At 41.3% G+C, this 23,477-nt stretch carries 12 protein-coding genes and 3 pseudogenes (1 of these 15 running past the window's edge); 9 read left to right on the forward strand and 6 right to left on the reverse strand.

Annotated elements, in window-relative coordinates; all coding sequences use genetic code 11:
• The 3 genes from H6G18_RS19135 to H6G18_RS19145 form a co-directional block, all read left to right on the forward strand.
• A protein-coding gene (locus H6G18_RS19135) for a type I polyketide synthase (protein ID WP_190408689.1) crosses the window boundary here: on the forward strand, positions 1-4,816 show its 3' portion. It extends 1,667 nt beyond the left edge of the window; 4,816 of the gene's 6,483 nt are visible here — the last part of the coding sequence; its start codon lies beyond the left edge, outside the window; its stop codon occupies positions 4,814-4,816.
• Between the two features lie 78 nt (positions 4,817-4,894).
• Positions 4,895-5,827, forward strand: coding sequence for a hypothetical protein (locus H6G18_RS19140; RefSeq protein ID WP_190408690.1), 933 nt, complete (start codon positions 4,895-4,897; stop codon positions 5,825-5,827).
• A gap of 103 nt (positions 5,828-5,930) precedes the next feature.
• Complete coding sequence (locus H6G18_RS19145) at positions 5,931-6,932, forward strand: Rieske 2Fe-2S domain-containing protein (RefSeq protein WP_190408691.1); 1,002 nt, start codon at positions 5,931-5,933, stop codon at positions 6,930-6,932.
• Positions 6,933-7,309: 377 nt separating this feature from the next.
• Here H6G18_RS19145 and H6G18_RS19150 read toward each other — a convergent pair.
• The 3 genes and pseudogenes from H6G18_RS19150 to H6G18_RS19160 all read right to left on the reverse strand — a co-directional run.
• Positions 7,310-7,630: pseudogene (locus H6G18_RS19150) on the reverse strand (transposase domain-containing protein); the annotation flags it as partial.
• 106 nt (positions 7,631-7,736) lie between these two features.
• Entirely contained in the window at positions 7,737-8,114 is a 378-nt protein-coding gene (locus tag H6G18_RS19155; RefSeq protein ID WP_190408693.1) for a four-helix bundle copper-binding protein, read from the reverse strand.
• A 73-nt stretch (positions 8,115-8,187) separates the two neighbouring features.
• A pseudogene (locus tag H6G18_RS19160) lies at positions 8,188-9,257 on the reverse strand (IS701 family transposase).
• A 200-nt stretch (positions 9,258-9,457) separates the two neighbouring features.
• On the opposite strand from H6G18_RS19160, the gene H6G18_RS19165 reads away from it, so the two are divergent.
• Positions 9,458-10,513 carry a sulfonate ABC transporter substrate-binding protein gene (locus H6G18_RS19165; RefSeq protein ID WP_390825413.1) on the forward strand — a complete coding sequence of 352 codons (1,056 nt, stop codon included), beginning with the start codon at positions 9,458-9,460 and terminating at the stop codon, positions 10,511-10,513.
• A 13-nt stretch (positions 10,514-10,526) separates the two neighbouring features.
• Positions 10,527-11,348, forward strand: a complete 822-nt coding sequence (locus H6G18_RS19170; RefSeq protein ID WP_190408694.1) for an NADPH-dependent oxidoreductase — start codon at positions 10,527-10,529, stop codon at positions 11,346-11,348.
• Between the two features lie 94 nt (positions 11,349-11,442).
• Here H6G18_RS19170 and H6G18_RS19175 read toward each other — a convergent pair whose 3' ends face one another.
• The 3 genes from H6G18_RS19175 to H6G18_RS19185 are packed head-to-tail and all read right to left on the reverse strand — an operon-like array spanning position 11,443 to position 19,518.
• Positions 11,443-14,607 (reverse strand): RNaseH domain-containing protein, encoded by a 3,165-nt coding sequence (locus H6G18_RS19175; RefSeq protein WP_190408695.1) that lies wholly within the window; start codon positions 14,605-14,607, stop codon positions 11,443-11,445.
• A gap of 2 nt (positions 14,608-14,609) precedes the next feature.
• Positions 14,610-18,017: a pPIWI_RE_Z domain-containing protein gene (locus tag H6G18_RS19180; protein WP_190408696.1), complete on the reverse strand. Its 3,408-nt coding sequence runs from the start codon at positions 18,015-18,017 to the stop codon at positions 14,610-14,612.
• Positions 18,001-19,518: a restriction endonuclease-related protein gene (locus H6G18_RS19185; RefSeq protein ID WP_190408697.1), complete on the reverse strand. Its 1,518-nt coding sequence runs from the start codon at positions 19,516-19,518 to the stop codon at positions 18,001-18,003. Before H6G18_RS19185 ends, H6G18_RS19180 begins: the two co-directional genes overlap by 17 nt.
• Positions 19,519-19,845: 327 nt before the next feature.
• Between H6G18_RS19185 and H6G18_RS19190 the strand changes: the two genes are divergently transcribed.
• The 4 genes and pseudogenes from H6G18_RS19190 (at position 19,846) to H6G18_RS19205 (ending at position 23,313) form a co-directional block, all read left to right on the forward strand.
• Positions 19,846-20,700 carry an ABC transporter ATP-binding protein gene (locus H6G18_RS19190; protein WP_190408698.1) on the forward strand — a complete coding sequence of 285 codons (855 nt, stop codon included), beginning with the start codon at positions 19,846-19,848 and terminating at the stop codon, positions 20,698-20,700.
• Positions 20,657-21,511, forward strand: a complete 855-nt coding sequence (locus H6G18_RS19195) for an ABC transporter permease (protein WP_190408699.1) — start codon at positions 20,657-20,659, stop codon at positions 21,509-21,511. The genes H6G18_RS19190 and H6G18_RS19195 overlap by 44 nt, the downstream gene beginning before the upstream one ends.
• A 20-nt stretch (positions 21,512-21,531) precedes the next feature.
• Positions 21,532-22,011 (forward strand): MarR family winged helix-turn-helix transcriptional regulator, encoded by a 480-nt coding sequence (locus H6G18_RS19200; protein ID WP_190408700.1) that lies wholly within the window; start codon positions 21,532-21,534, stop codon positions 22,009-22,011.
• A pseudogene (locus H6G18_RS19205) lies at positions 21,971-23,313 on the forward strand (MFS transporter). The gene H6G18_RS19200 and the pseudogene H6G18_RS19205 overlap by 41 nt, the downstream one beginning before the upstream one ends.
• Positions 23,314-23,477: the final 164 nt, after the last annotated feature.

A 23,477-nucleotide genomic window follows, 5' to 3' on the forward strand; every position in this document is an offset into this window, starting at 1 on the left:
TATAAATTTAGCAGTTATCCGCAAATTATATGTAGATGAACCTATTTTTACACAAGCACTCGATCGCTGTTTTCAAGTCCTCAAACCCTATTACCAAGATGATCTGTATCAAATATTCTCTTCACTTGAGTCAGAACTGTCTTTACACTTAGCCAATACTCAACCGATCTTTTTGGCTGTTGCATACGCTCTGGCTCAACTGTTGCAATCTTTAGGGATTGAGCCTGGGGGAGTAGTTGGTTTTGGTCTGGGGAAATATATTTGCGCCTCTATTGCTGGGGTGATGGCTATTGAAGATGCCCTCATATTAATTGCTAAACATGATATATCTTCCTCAGAAAAACTAACTACATTACTGCAAACTATGGATTTGCAGTCACCTCAGATATCTGTATTTGATCCTGTTGTAGGTGATTGGATAGATAAAACAGAATTAATCAGCCCAGAATATTGGGTAGACCAACTCAAACAACAAGCTTCTGTCTCTAAATTACCTCTTGATTCTCAATACCTTTTACTGGAATTAGCACCTGGGACAATACTCGATTCCCAAACAGCAAAGGAGAACAGCGAGACAATCATTAACGTCTATAGCACTATTGAATCTGCGCCGAACCAGCAAAAACCTATTTTTCAGTCCCTACTGCACATCTGGCTGGCTGGGGGTCAAATCAATTGGCAGCAGCTTCATGTGGGAACAACTCCCAGACGGGTGGAGTTACCAACCTATCCTTTCCAGCGTCGGCGTTATTGGTATGAACCAGGCCAAACTGTGAGAGTTGCTACGCAACCAGCACCGATTTTTAAGCAACTACCACCGACACCATTAAAAAAGAAAAAGAATTTGGCGGAATGGTTTTATGTACCGCAGTGGCGGCCGACACTGCCACTTTTACCATTTAGTTCTTTGAATTTAACTGGTTCTCAAAATAGCTGGCTTTTATTTTTGGATGAGTGCGGTGTTGGTCAAAATTTTGCCCAGTATTTGCAAAGTTTGGGAATTAACGTATTTACTGTGAGCCACAGTACCAGTTTTCAAGTTTTATCGGAGCGGGAATATACCATAAATTCCACTACAGCAGAACATTACGGACTGCTATTGGATGATTTGGCTCAACGTCATCAAATGCCCAGCTATATCTTAAACTTCTGGTTTGTGACATCGCTGAGTGATGAGCTTGCTCCCGAAACTGGCTTCGAGATGCTATTGTTTTTAGCACAAGCGTTAGGTAAGTGCGATCGCTCTTTCACCACACATTTAACAATCGTCTCCACAAACCTCCACGCAATTGAGCCAAGCGATCGCATTAGTCCTGCCAAAGCTACTCTACTTGGGCCTTGTCGCGTTATTCCACTTGAGTATGCCAATATTACTTGTCGCAGTCTCGATATCGAATTACCGAAGAACGAAACAGAAACAGCACGATTGTTAGATAGTTTGTTCTGTGAGTCTACTGCACTCAATGAGGAACTAATAGTTGCTTATCGCGGCGAAAGCCGTCTGATTCTTGAGTACGAACACAAGCAGTTAACCCCGGATGATGGCAACGAAAATATTCCCTTGCAAAATCATGGAGTTTATGTAATCGCTGGCGGACTTGGTGGCGTGGGTTTATCTTTAGCAACTTTTTTGGCTGAAGAATACGCAGCGAAAATTGCACTGATTACGCGATCGCCATTTCCACCACGAGAATCTTGGTATGACCTCTTGACACAAACGCATATATGTGATTTTCGCACTTATCTAGAGAATTTATATGATGCTGAGTCAGTATGGTCAGAAAAACTGGCGATCGCATCTCTGGCTGATTACCCAGGTTTAGAATCAGGGCTACGAGAATTGTGTTGTTGCTATGCTCTTGATTACCTCAAGGGAGCGCTGAGAAAATCAAAGACGGTAACAGGTATAGATACCGAGAAACTTTTAGAATGTCTTGAGGTATTGCCCTCAATGGTACGATTCGTCGATTTTATGATCGACTTACTGCAAGAGCAAGAAGTACTCATCAAACAAAATAGGCGACTTCATTTTGGCCCAAATTTTAACCAATTACAAGATTCTTCTCGTTTGAATGCTTCATTACGTGCTAGCTACCCGGCATTTACTGGCATTATTGATGTTTTAGAACGCGCTGCTACAAACTACCATGAAGCTCTTTCAGGTAAAATTCCGGCAATTAGTGTGTTGTACCCAGACGGTCGCTCCGATTTTCTAGAACAAGCTACAAAAAAGACTTTAGAGTATACTCAGGAGCCGATCTATCGCCGGGTATTAGCCGAATTAGTGCGGATCTTGGCACAGCAGCAGGAGAAACGCCCTCTACGGATTTTGGAAGTCGGTGCTGGTAGCGGGTTATTAACACAAGTTGTTGCTGAGGAACTATCGCAACTAACTTCCTCAAAGGTCGAGTATTGGGTAACTGATATTAGCCCCAGCTTTATGGAACAGCTTCAGCATCGGATTGCAGACAATGGTTTTGACTTCATCCAAACAAGGGTATTCGATATTTCCAGAGATACGATAACTCAAGGTTATGCTCCTGGCAGCTTTGATGTTATTTTGGCACTCAACGTTGTTCACGCAACACCAAATATTGAAAACACAGTATTTAACCTGCGATCGCTTTTAGCTCCTAACGGAATTTTGGCACTGATTGAAGCCACGAAGATGCCCCCTTGGATTGATATGATCTGGGGATTATCTAAGGGCTGGTGGCAGTTTGAGGACACTCATTTACGCAACCGATCGCCCCTTTTAAGTCAGCACAAATGGGAAAAGCTGTTGACAGAACAGGGTTTCACAACGGTTGACAGCTTACCGGCTCATGCTGAGATGCAAAGTACTACAGATACAGCTTTAATTATTGCTCAAGTCAGCAGTGAGCGAGTTGCAGTCTCACCTAGTTGGCATAGTGAAGCCAATCCCCAAGAATTAACACAACATCGAATTCGCCGGATTCAGGAAATCGAACTCCGGGGGGGAGAGGTGGAAATTTATCACTGTGATATTTGCGATCGCGATGCACTATCGGCAACAATTGGCGATGTTGAGCAACGTTTTGGTGCAATTAATGGTGTCATCCAATCCGCTATGGTACTCGATGACGGATTAATGCAGTTAGAAACTTCTCAGAAAGCGATGGAGGTGCTGCGTCCAAAGATCCAAGGTACGCAATTACTGTTTGAATTAACTGACAATCCCCAGAGGCGCTTTTTTGCTATTAGTTCTTCTCTAGCTTCCACTCTTGGACTCCACGCCCAGGCAGATTATTGTGCTGCCAATGCTTTCCAAGATGCTTTTGCTCACAAGATGAATGCTGAGTCTGAGTCTTTTGTCTGTTCTATCAATTGGGGCAATTGGAGTGATGCTGGCGCGGCAATGCGTCTGCTTATGGACAAGTCTTCTGCTGCACCGCAACTACATTGGGTGTCTCATCCTCTATTTGATCATTGTGTAGAAACTATTCCAGGTAGAAGAGTTTATCACACCCGCTTGTCAGTACCACGACATTGGATTGTGAACGAGCATCGGCTTGACGAGCGTCCGCTAGTCCCAGGTACAGCCTTCCTAGAATTGGCTAGGGCAGCTTATCAACATTGGCACCCAAGTCAGGCGATAGAATTGCGCGATGTCTTGTTTCTGAATACGTTAGAGGTGGATGAATCCCAGGAGCGTGAAGTGCGTGTTGTTCTAGAAGATAGAGGAGATTACTGCAACTTTACTATTCTTAGCCAAGATGATGCGTCCTACTGGTATGAAAATGCACGAGGAGAAATTGCCCTACTCAAAGAGTATCAACCAAAACTCTACGATATTCAAGCCTTAAGGCGTGCTTGTCAGGAGAAAAGAGCAGCTGATACAGGGCTGACAAGTGCCAGAGATAACATGAAGCATTACGGCCCTGTTAGTGTTGGGCCACGTTGGTATCAGGCGATCGCAGATAGATATTTCGGTCAAAATCAGGCTATGGCTGAGTTGACTTTACCAGAAGATTATAGTGATGATTTATACCATTATAAGTTGCACCCCGCCTTGCTTGATGTCGCCACCAGTTTTGCGATCGCTGCCAAAGATTTCTACTTTCCCTTTAGTTATCAAAAGTTGCGGCTTTACGGGTCACTACCATCAAAGATAGTAGCTTATGCACGCTATCTCGATGACGGCCGCTCAGGTAAAGAAACTATTTCTTTCGATATTCTGTTACTAGATGAAGCTGGTTATGAATGTGCTTTGATAGAAGGCTTTATGCTCAAGAGCAGCCCTGATCGCTCCACCAATAAAGCTATTAGTCCAGTTGCATCTCCTGATCTACATCCGGAATTACAGCAGGGGATGACTTCCCTAGAGGGAGCCAAAGCCTTCCGTCGGATACTGAAACAATCGTCATCCCAAGTGTTGGTTTCTACTCAAGATTTTGCCAGTGTCCAGGCTGAAAACAAAACTATGAGGGTATTACGCTTCAAGGAAAATGCCTTGCCCTTATTACGAGAGTGGACAACAAATCATGTAAACTCTCAACCCCACTCTATTACAATCAACAATTCTTGGAACGATTATCGTCAAGGATTAACTTCTCCATTATCAGAGGAAATGACAGCCCTAGTAAACATTTTTCGAGAGGTCTTACGCATACAAGAAATTAAAACCAGTGACGACTTTTTCAATCTTAATGGAGATTCATTACAAGCGATTATGGTGACTTCTCGCATCAGAGAGATATTTGGTGTAGAACTAGGGCCAGATGCACTTTTTGATTGCCCTACTCCGGAGAAACTTCTGCAATCTATCAAGCAAAAACTAGTCGTAGTTAAATAAAAGTACTGCTATATCAAGATGTTCGGAATTGTACGAAGTAGCAATTAGAAATTAAACATTGAAAATCGACATAAATATATGTTCAGCAATAAAAAAGTTTATTTAACAGCACCATCATACGAATTAGGCAATCTTAAAGATATCGAAACTTTAGATGAGCTTAAAGAAGATAATCAAATTTTAGAAACACTGTTAAAATTCGGATTAAAAAAATATGCTAAAAGTCACTTACCACCACTAGCTATGGCTAAACAAACTGCAAAGCATACTTTAGAAAAAGTAAGTATAACTAGAAAAGAAATTGATGTTTTAATCTATGCCACTAGCAGTTTTTGGGATTCTAGATTCTATGATGGTAAGGAAGTCAGTCGTTTAAGTTATGAACTAGGTTTAGAGAATGCATACCCAATTGGTGTTTTTCTTTCTGAATGTGGAAACATACACACTGCCATACGTACTGCTGCTAGCTTAATCCAAGCTGGAGAATGTAGAAATATTTTAGTCGTGACTACAGATCAAACTCAGGAAGGCGAAACGAGAATAATTCCACCAAATATTTCTATAGCAAGTGACGCAGCAGCAAGTTGCATTGTTAGTGCGGAAAAAGGAGACTTTGAAATCATCCATATAACTCAACACACTAATGCAGCAATGAGTGAACTAGATATAAATGAGAAAAGTGAGGAGTATATGTATGCTGTAACAGAAGGTATCAAGCAAACTTTGTGGAAAGCAATGAAATTCATCGAAAAAGAACCAAGAGATTTTCAGCAATTAATTACTAATAACTATAGTTTATTATTGTCAAAAACTATTAGTGACTTAGGAGGCTTTGAATTTGAGCAAGTTTACACCGAAAACATAGCAAGATTTGCTCATGCTTTAGCATCTGATAATTTAATAAACTTATGTGATTTACTCAATAACAATTATTTAAATTCACAGGACTTGCTTCTTCTATTAGGAACAGGATCAAATATGTGGGGAGCTACAATTGTAAGTAAATTATAGAGAAAAACATGATTACTTAATAGTTATATTTAGCTAAATTATTTCGCCTTTACTTAAATAGTTAGCAAAGCAAGATAAATTTATTCCAAACGAGCTTAAATATATGAAACAACGTTTTCCATTTACGTCATTTCCCAATGGTTGGTTCCGTATTGCCTACAGTCATGAATTACCACTTGAAGGCGTTAAGCCACTTTATTATTTTGGAAAAAACTTAGTACTATTCCGTACTAAACAAGGATCTCCCCATGTACTTGATGCCTACTGTCCTCATTTAGGAGCAAACTTGGGTTACGGTGGACGTGTTGAAGGTGAAACTATTAAATGTCCGTTTCACGGGTGGTGTTTTAATAAGTATGGAAAATGTACAGATGTACCTTATGCAAATAGAAGTTTACCTAATGTACAGATTCCGACTTGGCACGTTAGAGAAATTAACGGCTTGATTTTTTTATACTACCATGCTCAAGGAGAAGCTCCAACGTGGGAATTACCACAGATACCTGAATTAACTTCTCGAGAATGGACTCAGTTAAAACAAGGTAGCCAGTGCCAAATTAATTCTCATGTTCAAGAACTACATGAACAAGTTGTAGATATTGCTCATTTTCCAACAGTACATTCCGATCATTCTACTAAAAGTCAAGGTTCAGAGATAGATGGTTCGATTTGGAAACAATATCTTCTTTCACAACAAGCTCTTAAAATTGCAACATTAAACTTGCAGATAGAAACTAAAATCGAAATAATTCTCTATGGCTTGGGATATAGTTTACAAAGATATTGTATTAGTGGAATCGGTAAGCTAGAATTCATTCTCTTATTTTTGACAACACCAGTGAATGAAGAAGAGCTTGAGATACATATGCTTATTAGTATTAAGAGCTTTTTTAGTAAAACCATAACCTCAGCTTTGACACCATTGCTGATCAAGACCTTAGAAAATGAAGTGAAAAAAGACTTCCCCATCTGGAAAAACAAACTTTACCGCACTCATCCAATTCTCTGTGAGGGTGATGGTGAAATTATGAGATATCGTTATTGGGCTAGCCAGTTTTATTCCGAACTTATTGAAATTTCTAGGGGGAGCAACACGATTTTGTGAGGTTAGACAAAGGGACTACCAAGCAGTTTTGTTTTAAAAATAACTTAAATAATGCTATTAATACAGAGAAAGCAAGATGACGGAATGCAGATTATAAAGCCATTATTAGGCAAAGTATAGGTTAAGCTGAAGTATTGAATCGCAGATTTTACACAAGCGATCGCTCTTGCTGAAAAGAAGTGCGATCGCCCCTCCTCAAACGCAACGTCCTATTGACCAGTGCCGCTCCAATACGGTTCGGATAAGAGATTTATTCGTAAAGGCAGGTAAGGGAGCAGGGAGCAAAGAGCAGGGAGAGGAAATTTCCCCTCTGTCCCCCGCACCCTGCCCCTCTGCTGCCTCAATGAAGATATGTCTTAACCGAACTGTATTGCCCCTGCTCCTACTCGCTGTCGGGCTTCTGTTATTGATGATTTACAGGGTATTTGCCAATATTTTCCCACTCTCACCGACGCTTCACTTAACCCATCCACTAAGTTTTTTAGCACTGTTCTCATTGACGCTTTTGACCACAAGCTCATACCTATCACCAGACAGATCACCAGGTGCGACGGTAAAGCCCGCTTTCGTTCTTGATTACTCTGTGTGTCTGCAATGGCTTGTTCAATAGCCTCTGCTCTGATAGCTTTTTTTAACGCTTTGAGTACCGTACCTGATTCAATCGCAGGCGAGATCAGTGAGAATTCTTTGAGTTGCATTCAATGTCAGTACACTGGGGTGATAACCCCCAGTTTATCTGGTTTTTGGCTTAACCGAACCGTATTGGGTCTGCTATAAATTAGTCCACTTAATCCTGGGGGAAAGTTAGCTAGACAGTAGTGCATCTTCTACCACCAAGCGTGATCTGCGGAAATAGGAAGCAGAATTGAGTCCCATCGCGTTGCAATGTTGAGCGCACTTGCGGCAAATAGCAGCACAGAACATCATTGTGGCATCGCTACTCATTTGTTCACAAGCCATTGCGGTGCGATCGCAAATTTGGGCGCACAAACTACAGATGTTTCCCATAAATTCCGAACCATCATTAATCATGTTGACGCACATCATGCACATTTCCGCACAGTCTCGCAACATGGACATCATAGTCATATCTATATATCTACCACCCTGATTCTTGCTGTATTTGAGGGTATCGATGCAAGTAGTTTTGCATTCGATGCAGACTTCTTTGCAAGCTTCCATTTCAATGAGTCAGGACTTACGCAACTGGCACAAATAGTAGGCAGGGCGTAGCAGTGGCACACGACAATTTAAATCAAACCAAGCACATAGGAATACTTGGGCGTTTTAGTTGCTGAATTAAATAATTAGAAAGCAAATTATGCTTGATTTGATAAATAGTGTTACCAGTTTGATAGGCTAAATTCTTTAATCTAACCCAAACCAACATTGCACAAGCGATATGGTTTCTTTGGAGCCTAGCTTTACGACATTGACAAGATTCAATGCCTGTTAGTTGTTTAATCTCTCGGTGAAACTCCTCGATTTTCCAACGAATTTTACACGCCTTTTGTACAACATCCGTGGAACTTTGAGATAAATCGTTAGTAGCGACATAATCCGTTCTGTTGGTAGAAACAGTAACCCAGAATAGTTTCACTTTTTTATTAGCTGGGAACCCTTTAATTTTGATTATCTTACCACAGTCTAATTCTTCTTGGCTCCATTCTAATAATTCAATACGTTTATATTTTTCTTTACCAAAAGTATCATCAACTAACCGATTATTTTTTACAGGGCAATAATAAATTTTGTCGATTGCATCAATATAAAGCATTAAACTGTTTACCGCATACCACGTATCCATCAAAACCGTATCAAACGGTAAAAGCTTATGATACACAAGGTTTTGCAGCATATCTTTCACATGGTAAGCCAGTCCTGAAGGCGGGTTTCCCGCAGTAGGGAACTGGCGCACCCGTAAGGGTCTATCTTGGTTTTACCATCGGCATCAGGATTAAAAATGCGGTAATCTATTACCCAATATCTTTGTAGAATAGGGTTAACATAGACGCAGCTAACTACACCAATACCTTTGAGGACACCATGCTCATTACCACTATATTGCCTTCTGACTATTTCTATTTCTTCAGAATACCTTTTATCTAAAACGCTATCATCAAATATTATGTAACCATTGGCATCAGGCTCAACTACCTCTTTCACGTTCTCCCAGAGTAATCGAGGTGTTAACTTTTCTTTTTTCAAATAATAGTTAATGGCATCATGGCTAATATTCTCTAAATGCTCTGCTAAATTTGTAATGGTATAATTAATTTGACTACTTAATAAGTATTGGCAGTAATTAAGCTTAGTGAATCTCATTACCGTAAGCAATATTTATCTCATACAACCTCTACCTATTTTCTCATAAATATTTCATGTTTTGCTTCCCAGGCAGCGACTTTTACTGCGAAGACAAAGCTTTCGGAATCGGATTTATTTAATACTTTTGTACTATTGAATAGCAATCGCATTGTGCCAGTTGCGTAAGTCCTGAAATCATAATTTTTTGTCAAAAAAAGATTATTGTCAGATTTACCCGACAACAGCAGTTATTATCTGCTTTACCAATAAAAGTTACCGGAGCATTTCTTACTGGCTTATGCCTCAGCTTGCTATTTGCCGCTTGCACAGCTAATAATGCAATTAACACTACTGCTGTATCTGCTAATAATTCAAATCCAACCAAAGCATCAGTAGTGAGAATAGGCTATCAAAAATCAGCCATTCTCTTGAAAAGTAAAGGGCTTTTAGAAAAGCGCTTGCAACCGGAAGGCGTATCTGTGGAATGGATTGAATTTCCTGCTGGGCCACAGCTTTTAGAAGCTATGAATGTTGGCAGTGTTGACTTTGGACATACTGGAGAATCACCACCAATTTTTGCTCAAGCCGCCGGTGCCGCAATCACATATATCGCGGGAATCGTACCCAGTGCGGCTAGTTCAGCAATTCTTGTACCTAAAAATTCTGCTATCAAGACAGTCAATGATCTCAAAGGCAAAAAGATTGCTTTTCAAAAAGGCTCTAGCGCCCATTATATGCTGGTGCAAATTTTAGAAAAAAATGGACTGAAATATAGCGATATTCAACCGATATATTTGCCACCAGCCGATGCGCGTGCAGCTTTTGTTAAAGGTAGTGTTAATGCTTGGTCAATTTGGGACCCGTTTTATGCAGCAGCCGAAAAATCTGCTGATACTCGTGTGTTAATTGATGGCACAGGAATTAATAAGCAAGGCGGATATTATCTTGCTAGTAAAAACTTTGCTAACCAGCAGCCAGCAATTGTTAAAGCCATCCTAGAAGAAATTCAAAATCTGGAACAATGGTCTGATCAAAATCGCGCTGAAGTAGCGGCTACTCTTTCTCCTATCTTGGGTATTGATTTGGAAACGATGCAAAAAAGTACTAACCGAAGAAAATTTGGCATCACACCAATCACTCCAGAATTAATTACTCTCCAGCAGGAAGTTGCTGATAAATTCTCGGAACTAAAATTGATTCCCAAACCAATAAACGTCAGAGAAGCTATGCTAACACCTGAGCAATATGCAGCTTTTTCACCTAAGAATCAATAAATAATTCGTGATTATGAACAATCCAACTGAGTTATTTCATCGTCGTTATGGTGTAAACGGGTTTAATGCAGATATTCCTTGGAATGAGATAATATCTAATTTGCTGTCTCACCGTTCAATTCGTGCTTATTTGCATGATCCCCTACCCGCAAACACTCTAGAAACTTTGATAGCAGCAGCACAATCTGCATCGACTTCTTCAAATCTTCAGACGTGGAGTGTAATTGCTGTCCAAGATCCCCAACGTAAAGAGAAGTTATCGCAGTTGGCGAATAATCAAGCACATATTCGCCAGTGTCCTTTATTTCTGGTGTGGTTGGCAGATTTAGCGAGATTAACATACATCGCTGAAAGTCAAGGATTACCCCATGAAGGTCTGAATTATCTGGAAATGTTTTTGGTGGCGGCTATAGATGCAGCATTAGCAGCGCAAAATGCAGTCGTCGCTGCTGAATCTTTAGGTTTGGGAACAGTTTATATTGGTGCATTACGCAATCGTCCAGAAGCAGTGGCAGAGGTGTTAAATTTACCGCCTCATGTTGTTGCTGTGTTTGGGTTGTGTGTTGGTTATGCAGATTCAGCCGTAAATGTAGAAATTAAACCGCGTTTACCCCAAGCGGCGGTATTGCATCAAGAGACTTATCAGTTAGAGAAACAAGACCAGGAAATTGCTGTTTACAACCAAATCATGAAAGCATTCTACAATTCCCAACAGATGGATGTTCCCGGTGATTGGTCAGAACACTCAGCTAAACGAATCGCGTTTGTGGAATCTCTATCGGGACGCGATCGCTTGCGGGAAGTTTTGAACAATTTGGGGTTTGAGTTGCGTTAGAAAGAGGCAAATCATCATATCAAAAATTGTGCGATTGGCTATTGTGAGGTAGGCGATCGCACAATATAATTCACCAGTATTCTAGATATCCTGTCTATGAATTTGCGTCTTCATTCTCGGTTTCTTCATCATCAATAGTGAAATCACTGATATAGTCCCGCACAACACGCTCAAAAAATAGGGGAGCAGGCAAACCTGTCCAATCGCTGTAGTGACCAAAGCCATAGCGCAGTGACTCCACAAGGGCAGCTAGATCATCAGGATTATCTTCCGGTTGCCTCAAGGTAACAACAATCTCAAGGGGGTTGGGAGTAGGCCAGCGACCCGCAAATGGAGGTTTTTTAGAGAGTTGACTTATCTTTAACCCAGTTTGTTTTACTAGAGTATCGGTTGAGCGATAGCAACTTTGCCCACGAGCTTTTCTTTGTGGTAATTCACGCGCCACAGATAGATAAGCTACGCATCCAGTTTGGTTAGTCGCGCTGAGTCGAAATAACCCAGTCGCACTTGACGCTGAAGGAATTTCTAGATTAGGCGGCAGTTTATTTAGTTCTTCTTTAGTTCTGGTATCTTCTACAGAAGTTTCTATTAAATGTCTTGATTTTTTCTCAATAATGCCAGGGGCAAGTTCTTGGCGAATGCGAATTAAACGCGCGCCTTGCCATTCATCCTGCATATTCTCATACTGTTGACCAAGGTTAATTTGATTAGCATTAATTCTGATATCAGCTAACCAATTCCAAAGTTTAACGCAGTTGGAAGAATCAATCATAACTAAGGGTTGCATCCCTTCTTTCACAGAGTTAGTAATAATCTGTTTTACAAATTCCATGAATCGAGTTTTACGTACATCCTCTTTGTCAGCTAGTTTGATTGGAGTAAGTTGGGCAATAAAAGCTCGTGCATCAGTAAAGCTACTCCAAGGAGTTATTGCTAAATTTCCTTTATCATAAGCACAGCAAAACTCACATTTACCTGTATCTACATTCAGGCGTATTGCTATTGGTAAAAATGTATTTCCAATACTGCCACGAGCGCGACCCTTTTGTTTACGGACGATTGTAATTGCAATAATTTCTTTTGGTCTGGCTTCTAGCGGGATACTTTGCAGATACTTATCAACTTTTTCTCTCAGATCATTAATGTAACCAGAATGAGCAAAGAGCAAATCTTTTAATGCTGACTGCATCCGATGGAAAAAGTCTGTGAGTTTAAGACAGTTTGTTTTTCGTATCTTTGCGATGGGTAGTAGAAACTGGACACCAGCACCAACCTTTGCTAATACTTGGCGGGTTGAAGGTTTATTAACTTTATCATCAGGTTTCACAGTGTTTTGACCAGTAGGATCTGGGTAAAAGTTCCGCGCCATGATTAAGCAGAAAGTTGGCTGATTTAGCTTTTCAATCTGTTTTGCAGTGGATTCCCATGCTTTAATTCGCTCACGCGATCGCTCTTTAGCTTTGAATTTTTTTCCAGGTAAACCTTCTCGTGGCCCGTGGGTCTTTTTTGGTAAGAGATTAATCTCTACTTTGAGTGTGTCTCCCCACAAGATTTGAGTAATTTTCTGCAATAGTTTCGCTTCTGTTTGCAACTCAGATTCATAAAAGATAAATAATAAGGGTCGCTCATTAGGATACAATTGCTGAATAGCTGCTTGGTTTGCTTGAATGATTTTTTGAAGTTCATCTGTCTGATTCAGCGTGCGTCCCTTAAATTGAAAGGCTTTTCTTCCCCAATGAATCCCTTCTAAACGAAGGTCAAAGTATTTACATAGCAAGTCATCAATTTGTTTCTCGTTGAGTTGATCTAAATATTTTGGAGTAAACTCCAATTTGGTATTTGTTTCAAGAGCTTCCAAAACACCACCAAGCAGTGTCGGAAGATTAATCATACGCGATGCTGTATCATCTAGTTTATGCTTAGATGGTACTTCTGTGTAACCATCGAATATTTTGATTCCTAATGGTTGAAGAATTTTAGCGATCGCCTCAAACGCATCTAATTTATCAATTTCTGGTACACCTGTTTCAATACCATATTTTTCTGAAGTTTCTTCTTCGTCTTCTGAATTATCTTGAAGTCCATTACGGTAAGTTAGAACTACTTCACAGCTATCAGTAGAGGCTAAACCAGAAGCTATTTCTTGACCATCACAAGATTGTTTTAGTTTTAATTCTCTTTGCAGAATGTTAAAATCTGTATCTGCCACCCAACGAAAACTTTTATTTTCTTGTTTGTTATTTTTACCCTTTTTGTTATTTTTATCTTGTTGGCATTTTACTTGATAGCTAAAGGAGCGATTGCAATGGTCTTGGGAAAATATGAAACCGCTAATATTCCTACGGTCATACTTAGGAGCTTTTAATTGAGTAAACCAGCGACGTTTGGAAACCTCAACTTTCAGCAAAGGTTGATGCAAAGATGGATAAGTAACGACTTCCAGACGCACTACAAAACTGAATTTTCCTTTTGTGTTAGGTAGGGTAATCGGATCAATAATCAGTTCTGCCATGCCAGAGGTAAATGTTCCGTTGCTGGAAATAATGCGTTTAATCGGCCCTAACTCTGGGAAAATTACCTGTCCAGCAATTTGGCGAGCCGCGTAATCTGCCAGCATCCGATAGGCATACTTGTCTTTTGGTTGAGTTGTACCTGTCTTTTCATCTGAACCCCAAGGTAATACTTGAGATTTAAATGGAGAAATTTTTATTAACTCTCCTATTTCTCGCAAATCTTCTAATCGCTCAATAATCCCTATGGATATATCCTCTTTTTCAACAAACGGTTTGAGATAATTTATGAACCAATCATTAATAATTGGGCGAAGCACTTTATTTATTTCTTCTTCATCGCCATCAGTCAGGTAAACAAAAGGTTCTGGCTCATCCCCTCTGTTAGCATGATAAAATGCACCCTTGCTCAGACCTACTTCTGGTTCAATTCGCGCCGCATCTTTTAGTACTACTTGTAGAAAACCTCGCAATGAGGCATAGGGGAGATTTTTGAGATTAGCTCCTTTTTGAATCTCGGCAAAACTTAGCATAGATGCTTTTGTCCAGCTAAGTGTTAAACCCTCTACTATGATTGGAGGTAGTTTATCTGGTACAGTGAAGGCTAAAGGAAATTGTTTGATTGGTTTGATTTGACCTTGCTGAATATAAAAGGTATCTGAAACTAAACTACCATCAGTTTCTTGTTCTTCCTCTTCTTCAAAAAAGTCTTCTTCCAATTCCATTTCATTATCAAAATTGTCGGTCATTTTTACATCTCCAATAGTGGTGAAAAATCATTAAAACCGTCTTCTTCATCCGTCAAATCTTGTGAATTAGCTAGCTCATCAGGGTAAATGAGTCCTTCAATACGTTTTAAGGGTGCTAAAAATGCGCCATAAAGTTCTTGATAAATTTCCCGAATTACGGGGTCTTTATGGTTGACACATTCTTCTAAAATGATTCGCATCTGAACCAGCATACTGTCTCGCCCAGAGTCGGGTTTACCTTCTGCTGATTTTTTAGCCCAAGCTGCATCCACAAAGTAAACTGATACCGGGCATCCATTCCGCATTCCTCGCCCAATTGTTTGCAAAATCGCAACCATTTGATTAGCTGTAAACGATTTGAATAGTTCAGGGCCTAAACGGCTAGCCATTAAGGGTTCACGTAACAATCTATTGGCAGTTTTCCAAAGGTCTTTTCTCGATTGCTGCCAAGAAGTTGCGATCGCATTTAAATCTTCTGTTTCACCAAAAACTCGACTATCAAATTCTTGTGTTGCGCGTCCTGCCAAGCTATACAAAAGCTGCATATCATCCTTGGTAGGATGAGGACGAGTCAGGAAGTAAATCGAGCCAATTGCCGCATCTAGTTTTCTATCTCCTTTGGTGAAAACGATGTTCACACCTCTACCAATTGCCAACATGGGAAAAATTAAAATATCACAGTTTTCATCGTCTCCTAACGCTTCACATTGAGCAGAGGTAACAAAATCTGCCGGTTGTTCTCCATCTCTGAGGGACTGAACAATTGCCTTTGTATATCTACCAACTTCAGGATGATAGTCATTGATATATTTCTTGATAGAACGAGCCTGTTCATAACTATTGACAACTAAAGCGGCTTTGCGACGAATACCAGACTTTACATCAAATCTATTCATAGACTTGTAAATTTCAGGTTTACTTCCTCCTACAAGAGCATTTACCATTCGCAGAAGATTACGCTTTTGAAGGTCGCCAGCACCGCTATATTTGAGGGGTTCATCACCACGTTCACTATCTGGGAACCATTTGAAACGATAAACGCTCTGCTCTGCTTTATTTTCTGACTGACGCGGTTTTAGTAAATAATGTGGGCCAGCGTTAATGTGGTAGGCAGGACTAGCTTCTAAAAATGAAGTTGCCGAGGTAATTAAAACGGCTGGGCTTGGATGTCCATCATCTGCCTCTAACAACCGATGAAAGCGATGCATTAACATTCGAGGCGCACCAACAAATGTAATGTAGGACAATTGCACATTTTTGGCGGCGGTACGTGTTGTTTGTGCTTTGGAAAAACTGTATCGCACTCCAGAAAATGAACCTAAAATACTTTCTGGAATAAATTTTCGGAGTTCTGGTGATGCAGTTGATTCCACAATTGGTTCACGAATGAAACCATCTGCAACCATCGTTCTAGTTCCTGGTACAATTCGCTGGTAGCCCACAATTACGAAAGTAACAGTTATAAGTAATTTAGCTAAATCTTCTGCTTCTATTGTTGATAAATGATCTGGAAAACAGAGCTTGAGAAATAATTCGGCAATTTCTTCAACGATCGCATCACGTCGCTTAATCAGATTTTCAGCCAGGTAACGGCGGAAATGACTAATGAGAGTTTCCCATTGCTTTTCAAGGATTTCACGGTTATAGCCTAAAATCCGAGGCCACAAATCTGCTTTAAAGTTTTGAGGGTTCTCAACACCTGTGCGATCATAGAAGGCGTTATATGCTGCCGCTTCCCAAAATTCAGTTAGCGCCCGACTTTTACTAAAGCCTAGTTTGGCTTCTTGTTCATCAAGGTCATCCTGCTGAGAGGATTTCTTTAAAGTATTCAATAGTTCGCTAACAATCCGTAATACAGTCAATAATTGATTTTCGTAGCGTTCTCCCACCCGCGACTTAGACATATTCTGAAGGGTGGTAATTAAGGAAGTATTATAGCTACCAAATTCTGCCGAGTCACGGCTGTAGAGTTCTACATCTCGATCGAATAATCGATGGCTCTCGCTGCCAGCAAAGCGGTTATGGATTTGTTCTAAAATTACCCGATGAATGGATCGCTCTGAGCCTGAAATACTTAAAGTTGCTGCCCCATAGCCATCTAACACTGTCTGCACCATATCACCTTCGTCGCAAACAACTACATCGAAGGTACGAGCAATTAATTCAAAATATCGTACTTGTTCCTGAATCGCGTGAGGTGATATTTGAGTATCGAGCGATCGCACATGACCAACCCAAATATTAGCATCCAACAAATCTCGCGGTGCTTTGTTTCGACCGCACATTGTCCATAAGGGACACAGGCATTTCTTCATCTTTCCCTGTTTCCCTCCGCCTTGCAATATCTCGTTGCAAGGTGCGTAACCAAAGCCCCACAGAGACATATCGGCAGTTGAAAAGGCTGGTAGGACGCAGTTCATCCCAAAAACTTCTGCCTGTTCTAAGGTGTGAGCAAAACCACCATTACCTTGTGTTGCTATAGCTTCAGCAATATTATCTGCATGACGACGACGAGTTTCATCACTTTGTCCGACAAGCATTCCCACTTTTACCTGATGAAATGCCAGTTCAGCCATGTACTGTCTAGCAACTTCAATAGAGGGAAACACAAACATTGCTTTATAGTCATGTAATCCTAGCCAGATAGCTATCAACACGAGAATGGTTGTTTTACCTGACCCTGGCAAACCAATTAAGTGCTTGATGTCTTCTAATTCCAGAACATCATTTTCTTTCCGCAGACCTTTTCCGTCCTCCGATACCATGAGGTCAAAGCGTTCAAAACGATCTGCCCAGTTACCACGTCGTCGCTCAGTATCTTGCTTTTCACGCTCGTCCATCTCAATAGCCAGATCGCGCAGTTCACTTAGGGGAATGCGAATTTTTCCTCTTGGTTGGCGGTTGAGAGAATGTGTACGACGTGCAATAATCGGGGCATTTATACGAGGGATGTCTAACTTCACGGCGGTTGACTCTTCACCTAATGCAACCGCCATCGCCTGACGAGGATCGGCAAATGTAAAACCATACGAATCGTATGACAAAGGGGCACTTAAAATTTGACGCGCTTGTGTAATTTGAGAATCTTCTAAAGGATCTGTTCTTTTGAAGTGCAGTGTTTCGGTATCAATCTCATACGCTCCTTTAGTATGGTTGCAGTAATGATGATTGTTATAGAGAGCAATTGCGTGTTGAACTGACTGCCGTGTAACAAAAGTCAAGGACATCTGCCGCATATTGAAAATAGCTTGACGGGCTTGCTCTAATACAGCTGCATTTAAAATGCTGGCCATACCTGACATAATTACTGGCGCGTACTCCAGTGAATTAGTATCAATAAATTCCTCCATTAAGACGCAAAGCCAGCAAATTCGGTCTACACCTTTCCAAAAATCAGGTTTGGTTCGCATAAGGCATCTTCTTTAAAAAATCAATTACAGACGAAACCGACATAATTTCTAAACTGGCGGGATCGCCCTTCTTATCTAGTGTTGAGATGAGGGTAGAAATGTAGCTTGGGTTGTCTTCTATTAAGCGATCGCTCACAGCAAGAATCCGGCGGCGATAGTGAATCAGCCCGCCAATACTACGATTGAGACGCAAAGCCAGAGTCACCGGACTTGTGTAAGACTTAGCATCAATTCCAATTGCCCGTTCGTTAATTGCCACATCGCATAAATCCGACTCCGGGTAAAGTTCAGCATTGAGTTTATTTTGTCGGGCTGTATCAAAAATGGCTAATTCGTCAATTGCTGGGCCTGTCCAGTAGGTAAGAATTCGTGGCTCGGCAATTCGTAAAATGTCTTTGGGATCTAGTTTTTCAGATACTTTTGGCGAGTTGTGGCCAATGCACTGGCGAATTGGACAACGCCCTTGTGAAAAAAGTTTTTTGTTGGGATGCGATCGCATCAATGTTCCACAGTGGGCACAACGATGTGCTAGTCCATCAACTAGCCAGATATCTGGCACTAAGTGGAAGAAATTTTCAACGATCATTCGCTGTAAAGGGGTCAAGTCATTTTCAACCAAGTAGTCTAATAGTTGCCGTTCTCCTATCAGAGAGTACCTGCCAAATAACTCTCGTAGCGCGGTGTAAGCTTTGTGTTGGCGACGACCGCCCAATCGTTCAGTTGCTTCGCATAACTGAGTATATAAGCGATGCTCAATCACATTATCTTCACCAAAAGCCCCGCTCAGGTTGGCAATCTCTGCACAGTCTGAAGTAGGTACTCGTAAATCTGGATCGATTAAGGTAACGCTAGAAAAGCGAAAGTCTAATTGGCTAAAAACCCCTAACTGCCAGCGATCGCCACCAAGAGAGTATCGAGCGTTATCTAAAACAGTATGCACACAGGCAGCGCGATCGCTTAATCCTTCTTCAATATATAGACGGCCCAATTTGCACAGTGCTTGATAGAGTTCTGGTGGCAGTGTACTATCCTCTTGGCGCACAATTTCTCGACCTGGGAGAACCCGTTCATATTGGCGAAGAATTCCCTGAGCAAGTAACACCACAGCATCTTCAGCCAGATCCATCGCTGGGCGGTGTCCAGTAGGTAACGGTAAAGAGGTTGCTGAAATTGCAGGTAACCATGTGGGGTCTTGACCTTGAGCCTCTGCCAGAATTTGCATCTCTAAAGTATCTTCACCAAAGGAAGGTAAAACTTGAGCGATCGCTGCAAGTGTCCAACCTTTCTTTAATAGTAAAATTATTACCAATCCCTCCAAAATTTGACGGAATCCAAATTCCTGCCCTTTGGGTTGTGATAAAAGTTGCTTTGCTCTCCACGAGCGCACAGTTCGCAAAGCTGGTGGCTCTACTGATAGTTTAAGTTGTTCAATCTGGCGTTTAAGTTCTTTTGTAAGTGCATCCGCAGTTCCCTGCCACTGACGCACACTTTCAAATTCCATATATTTTTTTACATTAATATATGTTTACATTAAATGATGTAAAACAAAATGTCAATAGGTCATGCTGAATAAAACAAAGGGTAAAGTCTAAATTGAAACAATATTTTTGAAAAAGCCACCCCCGAAAGTTAAATTAAATAAACTGGCATAAGTCTTGACATAAAATGGTTTTCAGTCATAAGCGATCGTGCAGAAGAACAAAAATAAGTTATGGCTCAAGTCACATCAACGACCATCCTCTTAACACCAATCAGACTCTTGACTTTTAAATAAAATGTGCGAAGCTAATATTTAGATAAACTAAATATTTGAAAGCGCATCAAACTAGTGACAAGACTTACGGAAAACACTGATTTGTCTAAATCACTTACTAGAAGCCCTAACGCAGTGATTTTAGAAACGCAAGGAATGACACGTTACTTCGGTAAAGCAGTTGCAGTCAATGATTTGAATATCACAGTAGAACAAGGTCAGATATTTGGCTTACTCGGCCCCAATGGAGCGGGGAAAAGCACAGCCATCAAGATGTTGACTACTCTATTGCCCCTGAGTGCAGGCAGAGTAACTATAGCTGGCTATGACGTAACTCGTCAGGCTGCTGCTGTCAGACGGCTATTTGGTTATGTACCCCAGGCTCTGTCTGCTGATGGTAGTCTTACAGGTTACGAAAACCTCTTAACTTTTGCCAAGCTATACGACATTCCTGTCAAGCATAGGCAAAAGCGTATTCGGGAAGTGCTGGATTTTATGGGTTTGCAAGCAGCAGCCCATCGTTTAGTGCGTAACTACTCTGGTGGGATGATTCGCAAGCTAGAAATTGCCCAATCTATCATGCACCAGCCCAAGATTTTGTTCCTCGATGAACCGACTGTCGGACTAGATCCCATTGCCCGGACTCAGGTATGGCAACTTGTGGAACAACTGCGTGCAGATTACGGTACAACCATATTTTTAACTACCCACTTTTTAGAAGAAGCCGATAATCTGTGTAGCCGAGTGACGATTATGCAGCAAGGCGAAGTTGTGATTACAGGCACACCCAGTGATTTAAAAGCTTCTTTGGGTAAGCCGAATGCAACCTTAGATGATGTCTTTATTCACTACACAGGCGATCAATTAACATCGGGAGTTAGCTATCGTGATACAGCCAGAACCAGACGTACAGCCCAACGGTTGGGTTAAGTCCAAACCTACTTATCGAGCCAATGTGATTTCTACAATTGCTCAGGTATTCACCAAAACCCTGGTGATTGCCGAGATGGAAGTGCGGAAACTCCGGCATGATCCCACTGATTTAATAGTCCGAGCCGTGCAACCATCACTGTGGCTGTTGATTTTCGGGCAAGTTTTCACCAGGATTAGGGCAATTCCGACAGGTGACTTACCTTATCTAGACTTCATGTCTGCGGGTATTTTAGCGCAGAGCGTGTTATTCGTTGCTATTTTTACAGGCGGGATGACACTGATTTGGGAGCGAGACTTAGGAGTTGTGCATAAATTTTTGGCTAGTCCGACACCTAGAGTAGCAATGGTGTTAGGAAAATCCCTAGCCTGTGGAGTGCGTTGTTTATCACAGGTATTTGTGATTTATGGATTGGCACTACTGTTAGGTGTCAAACTCAACCTTCATCCTTTAGCTTTTTTGCAAGTCCTATTAGTCGTCATGTTGGGAGCAGGTTGTTTTTGCACATTTTCTTTAATCATTGGCTGTCTGGTAAAAACTAGAGAACGAATGACCGGAATTGGGCAGTTGTTAACTATGCCGTTGTTTTTTGCTAGTAATGCCATCTATCCCATTTCCATGATGCCCGACTGGTTAAAGTTTTTGTCTCGTGTTAATCCCTTAACTTACGAAGTGGATGCGTTACGCGGCACGATGCTAGCAAATGGAACTAGTATCTATGGGTTTGGTTTGAATTGTGCAGTTCTCTTGTTAACATTAGTAGTCTTGACCTCAATCTGTGGAAAACTTTATCCACGGGTAGCAATGTAATTAGGAGAACAAAGAGCTTCATGACCCCAGATAAACCTAACCAAAGCACAACTTCTGAAAAATGTGCTACTGGAGTAATGGATACAATTCCGTTAGTGATGCGGTTTATCCGGGCGGATATGCGAGCTAATAGTGCCGCTTCTTTATCGATACCACAGTTGAGAACATTAGCATTTCTTAACCGCAGTCCAGGTGCTTCGTTGTCTGATTTGGCAGATCATTTAGGTGTCACCTGTGCGACAGCATCAGCCACAACAGAACGGCTAGTACAACGCAACTTGGTACAACGTATAGACGATCCCCAAGAAAGGCGGCGAGTTCTTCTGAATCTGACTGAAGAAGGAAAGCATCAATTAAAACAATCCCAAGACCAAACTCGCACACATATTGCCGACCTTTTGGCAGGTCTGACACCAAAGCAAGTTTCCCATATTGAAGAAGGGTTGGCTTTACTAAAAAATGTCTTCGAGCAAACGGAACTTAAACCTCCCCAACGCTAAGTCTGCAAAACATGATCCTTTTGCGGCACTGAGGTTTCGAGATTATCGACTATTTACTATCGGGCGTGTACTCTTGTTCATCGGGTCACAAATGCAGACTGTGGCTATTGGCTGGGAACTGTACGTAGACGCGGAGCGGCTTGTCGTAGACATCGCACAAATTCAGCTTTGGCCTTAGGTGGTGTGGGGTTAGCCCAAGTCCTACCGATGATTGCCCTCACTTTGATTACTGGCGATGTCGCCGATCGCCGCGATGCCTACGGCGGGCTGCGCCTACGCAAACTCACAATGTTACTATCAGTGTTGCTGTTAGTCTTATGTTCCCTAGCATTGGCGGTATTTTCCTGGACTAAAAGCGCAGTCATTTTATTTTATGCTTGCTTAATCTTCACAGGAATTGCCAGAGCCTTCTTGAAACCCGCTAGTGATACCTTGATGTGGCAATTAATACCTACTAGTGCTTTTACTAATGCAGCCACTTGGAATAGTAGTAGCTTTCAGTTAGCCTCAGTTATTGGCCCAGCTTTGAGAGGATTTGGTATAGCCTTTTTGGGAGGTGCTACAGGTGTATACGTACTGGCGGCGATCGCAGGTTTGCTATGTTTTATCTTAACGGTGGCAATCTCAAAACAAGAAACCATTCGTACCAAAGAACCAATTTCCCTCAAAGTCTTGTCAGCAGGAGCTAAGTTTGTCTGGCAAAATCAACTGATTTTAGCAGCCATTACCTTAGATATGTTTGCAGTGTTATTGGGTGGTGCGTAGGCGTAGCCCGCCGCAGGCATCGCTCTACTACCGATATTCGCCAAAGATATTTTGTAGGTAGGGCCATTAGAGTTAGGCTACCTGCAAGCAGCCCCATCAATTGGGGCTTTATTTATGGCGGTTGTATTGGCATATTTACCACCTTTACGCAAAGCTGGCCCTGCCTTACTTTGGTCAGTCGTTGGCTTTGGTATTGTCACAATTATCTTTGGGCTATCACGTTGGTTTTGGCTATCACTCTTGATGTTAGTGTTGAGTGGCGCACTAGATACCATTAGCGTTGTGATTCGCCATACCTTAGTACAGATTAGAACGCCAGATCATTTACGTGGTCGTGTAGCGGCGATTAATAGTGTATTTATTAGTGCATCAAACGAGTTAGGAGACTTTGAATCCGGCTTGACAGCAGCTTTATTTGGCCCGGTCATCTCCGTAGTTGGTGGTGGAATTGGCACAATTTTTGTAGTAATTGCTGTGGCTGCTATTTGGCCAGGAATTGCCAAGTTAGGAACATTACAGGAGTATGAAGGTAGTTAACTTAAGCTGATGCCTCACTCTTGGAAGTGAAAATAATGAAATTAGTAATACTAATTCACGCCTAATGTGAATTAAGAAAAAAGGCGGGAGAAGTAAGAAGATGAAAGTTACCAGCTTCTCAAATCAAACTTCCCCCATGACTAGCATAAACTTTGGAACGCTAT

Source organism: Anabaena subtropica FACHB-260 (assembly GCF_014697105.1).
In the GTDB taxonomy this organism is placed as follows: domain Bacteria; phylum Cyanobacteriota; class Cyanobacteriia; order Cyanobacteriales; family Nostocaceae; genus Trichormus; species Trichormus subtropicus.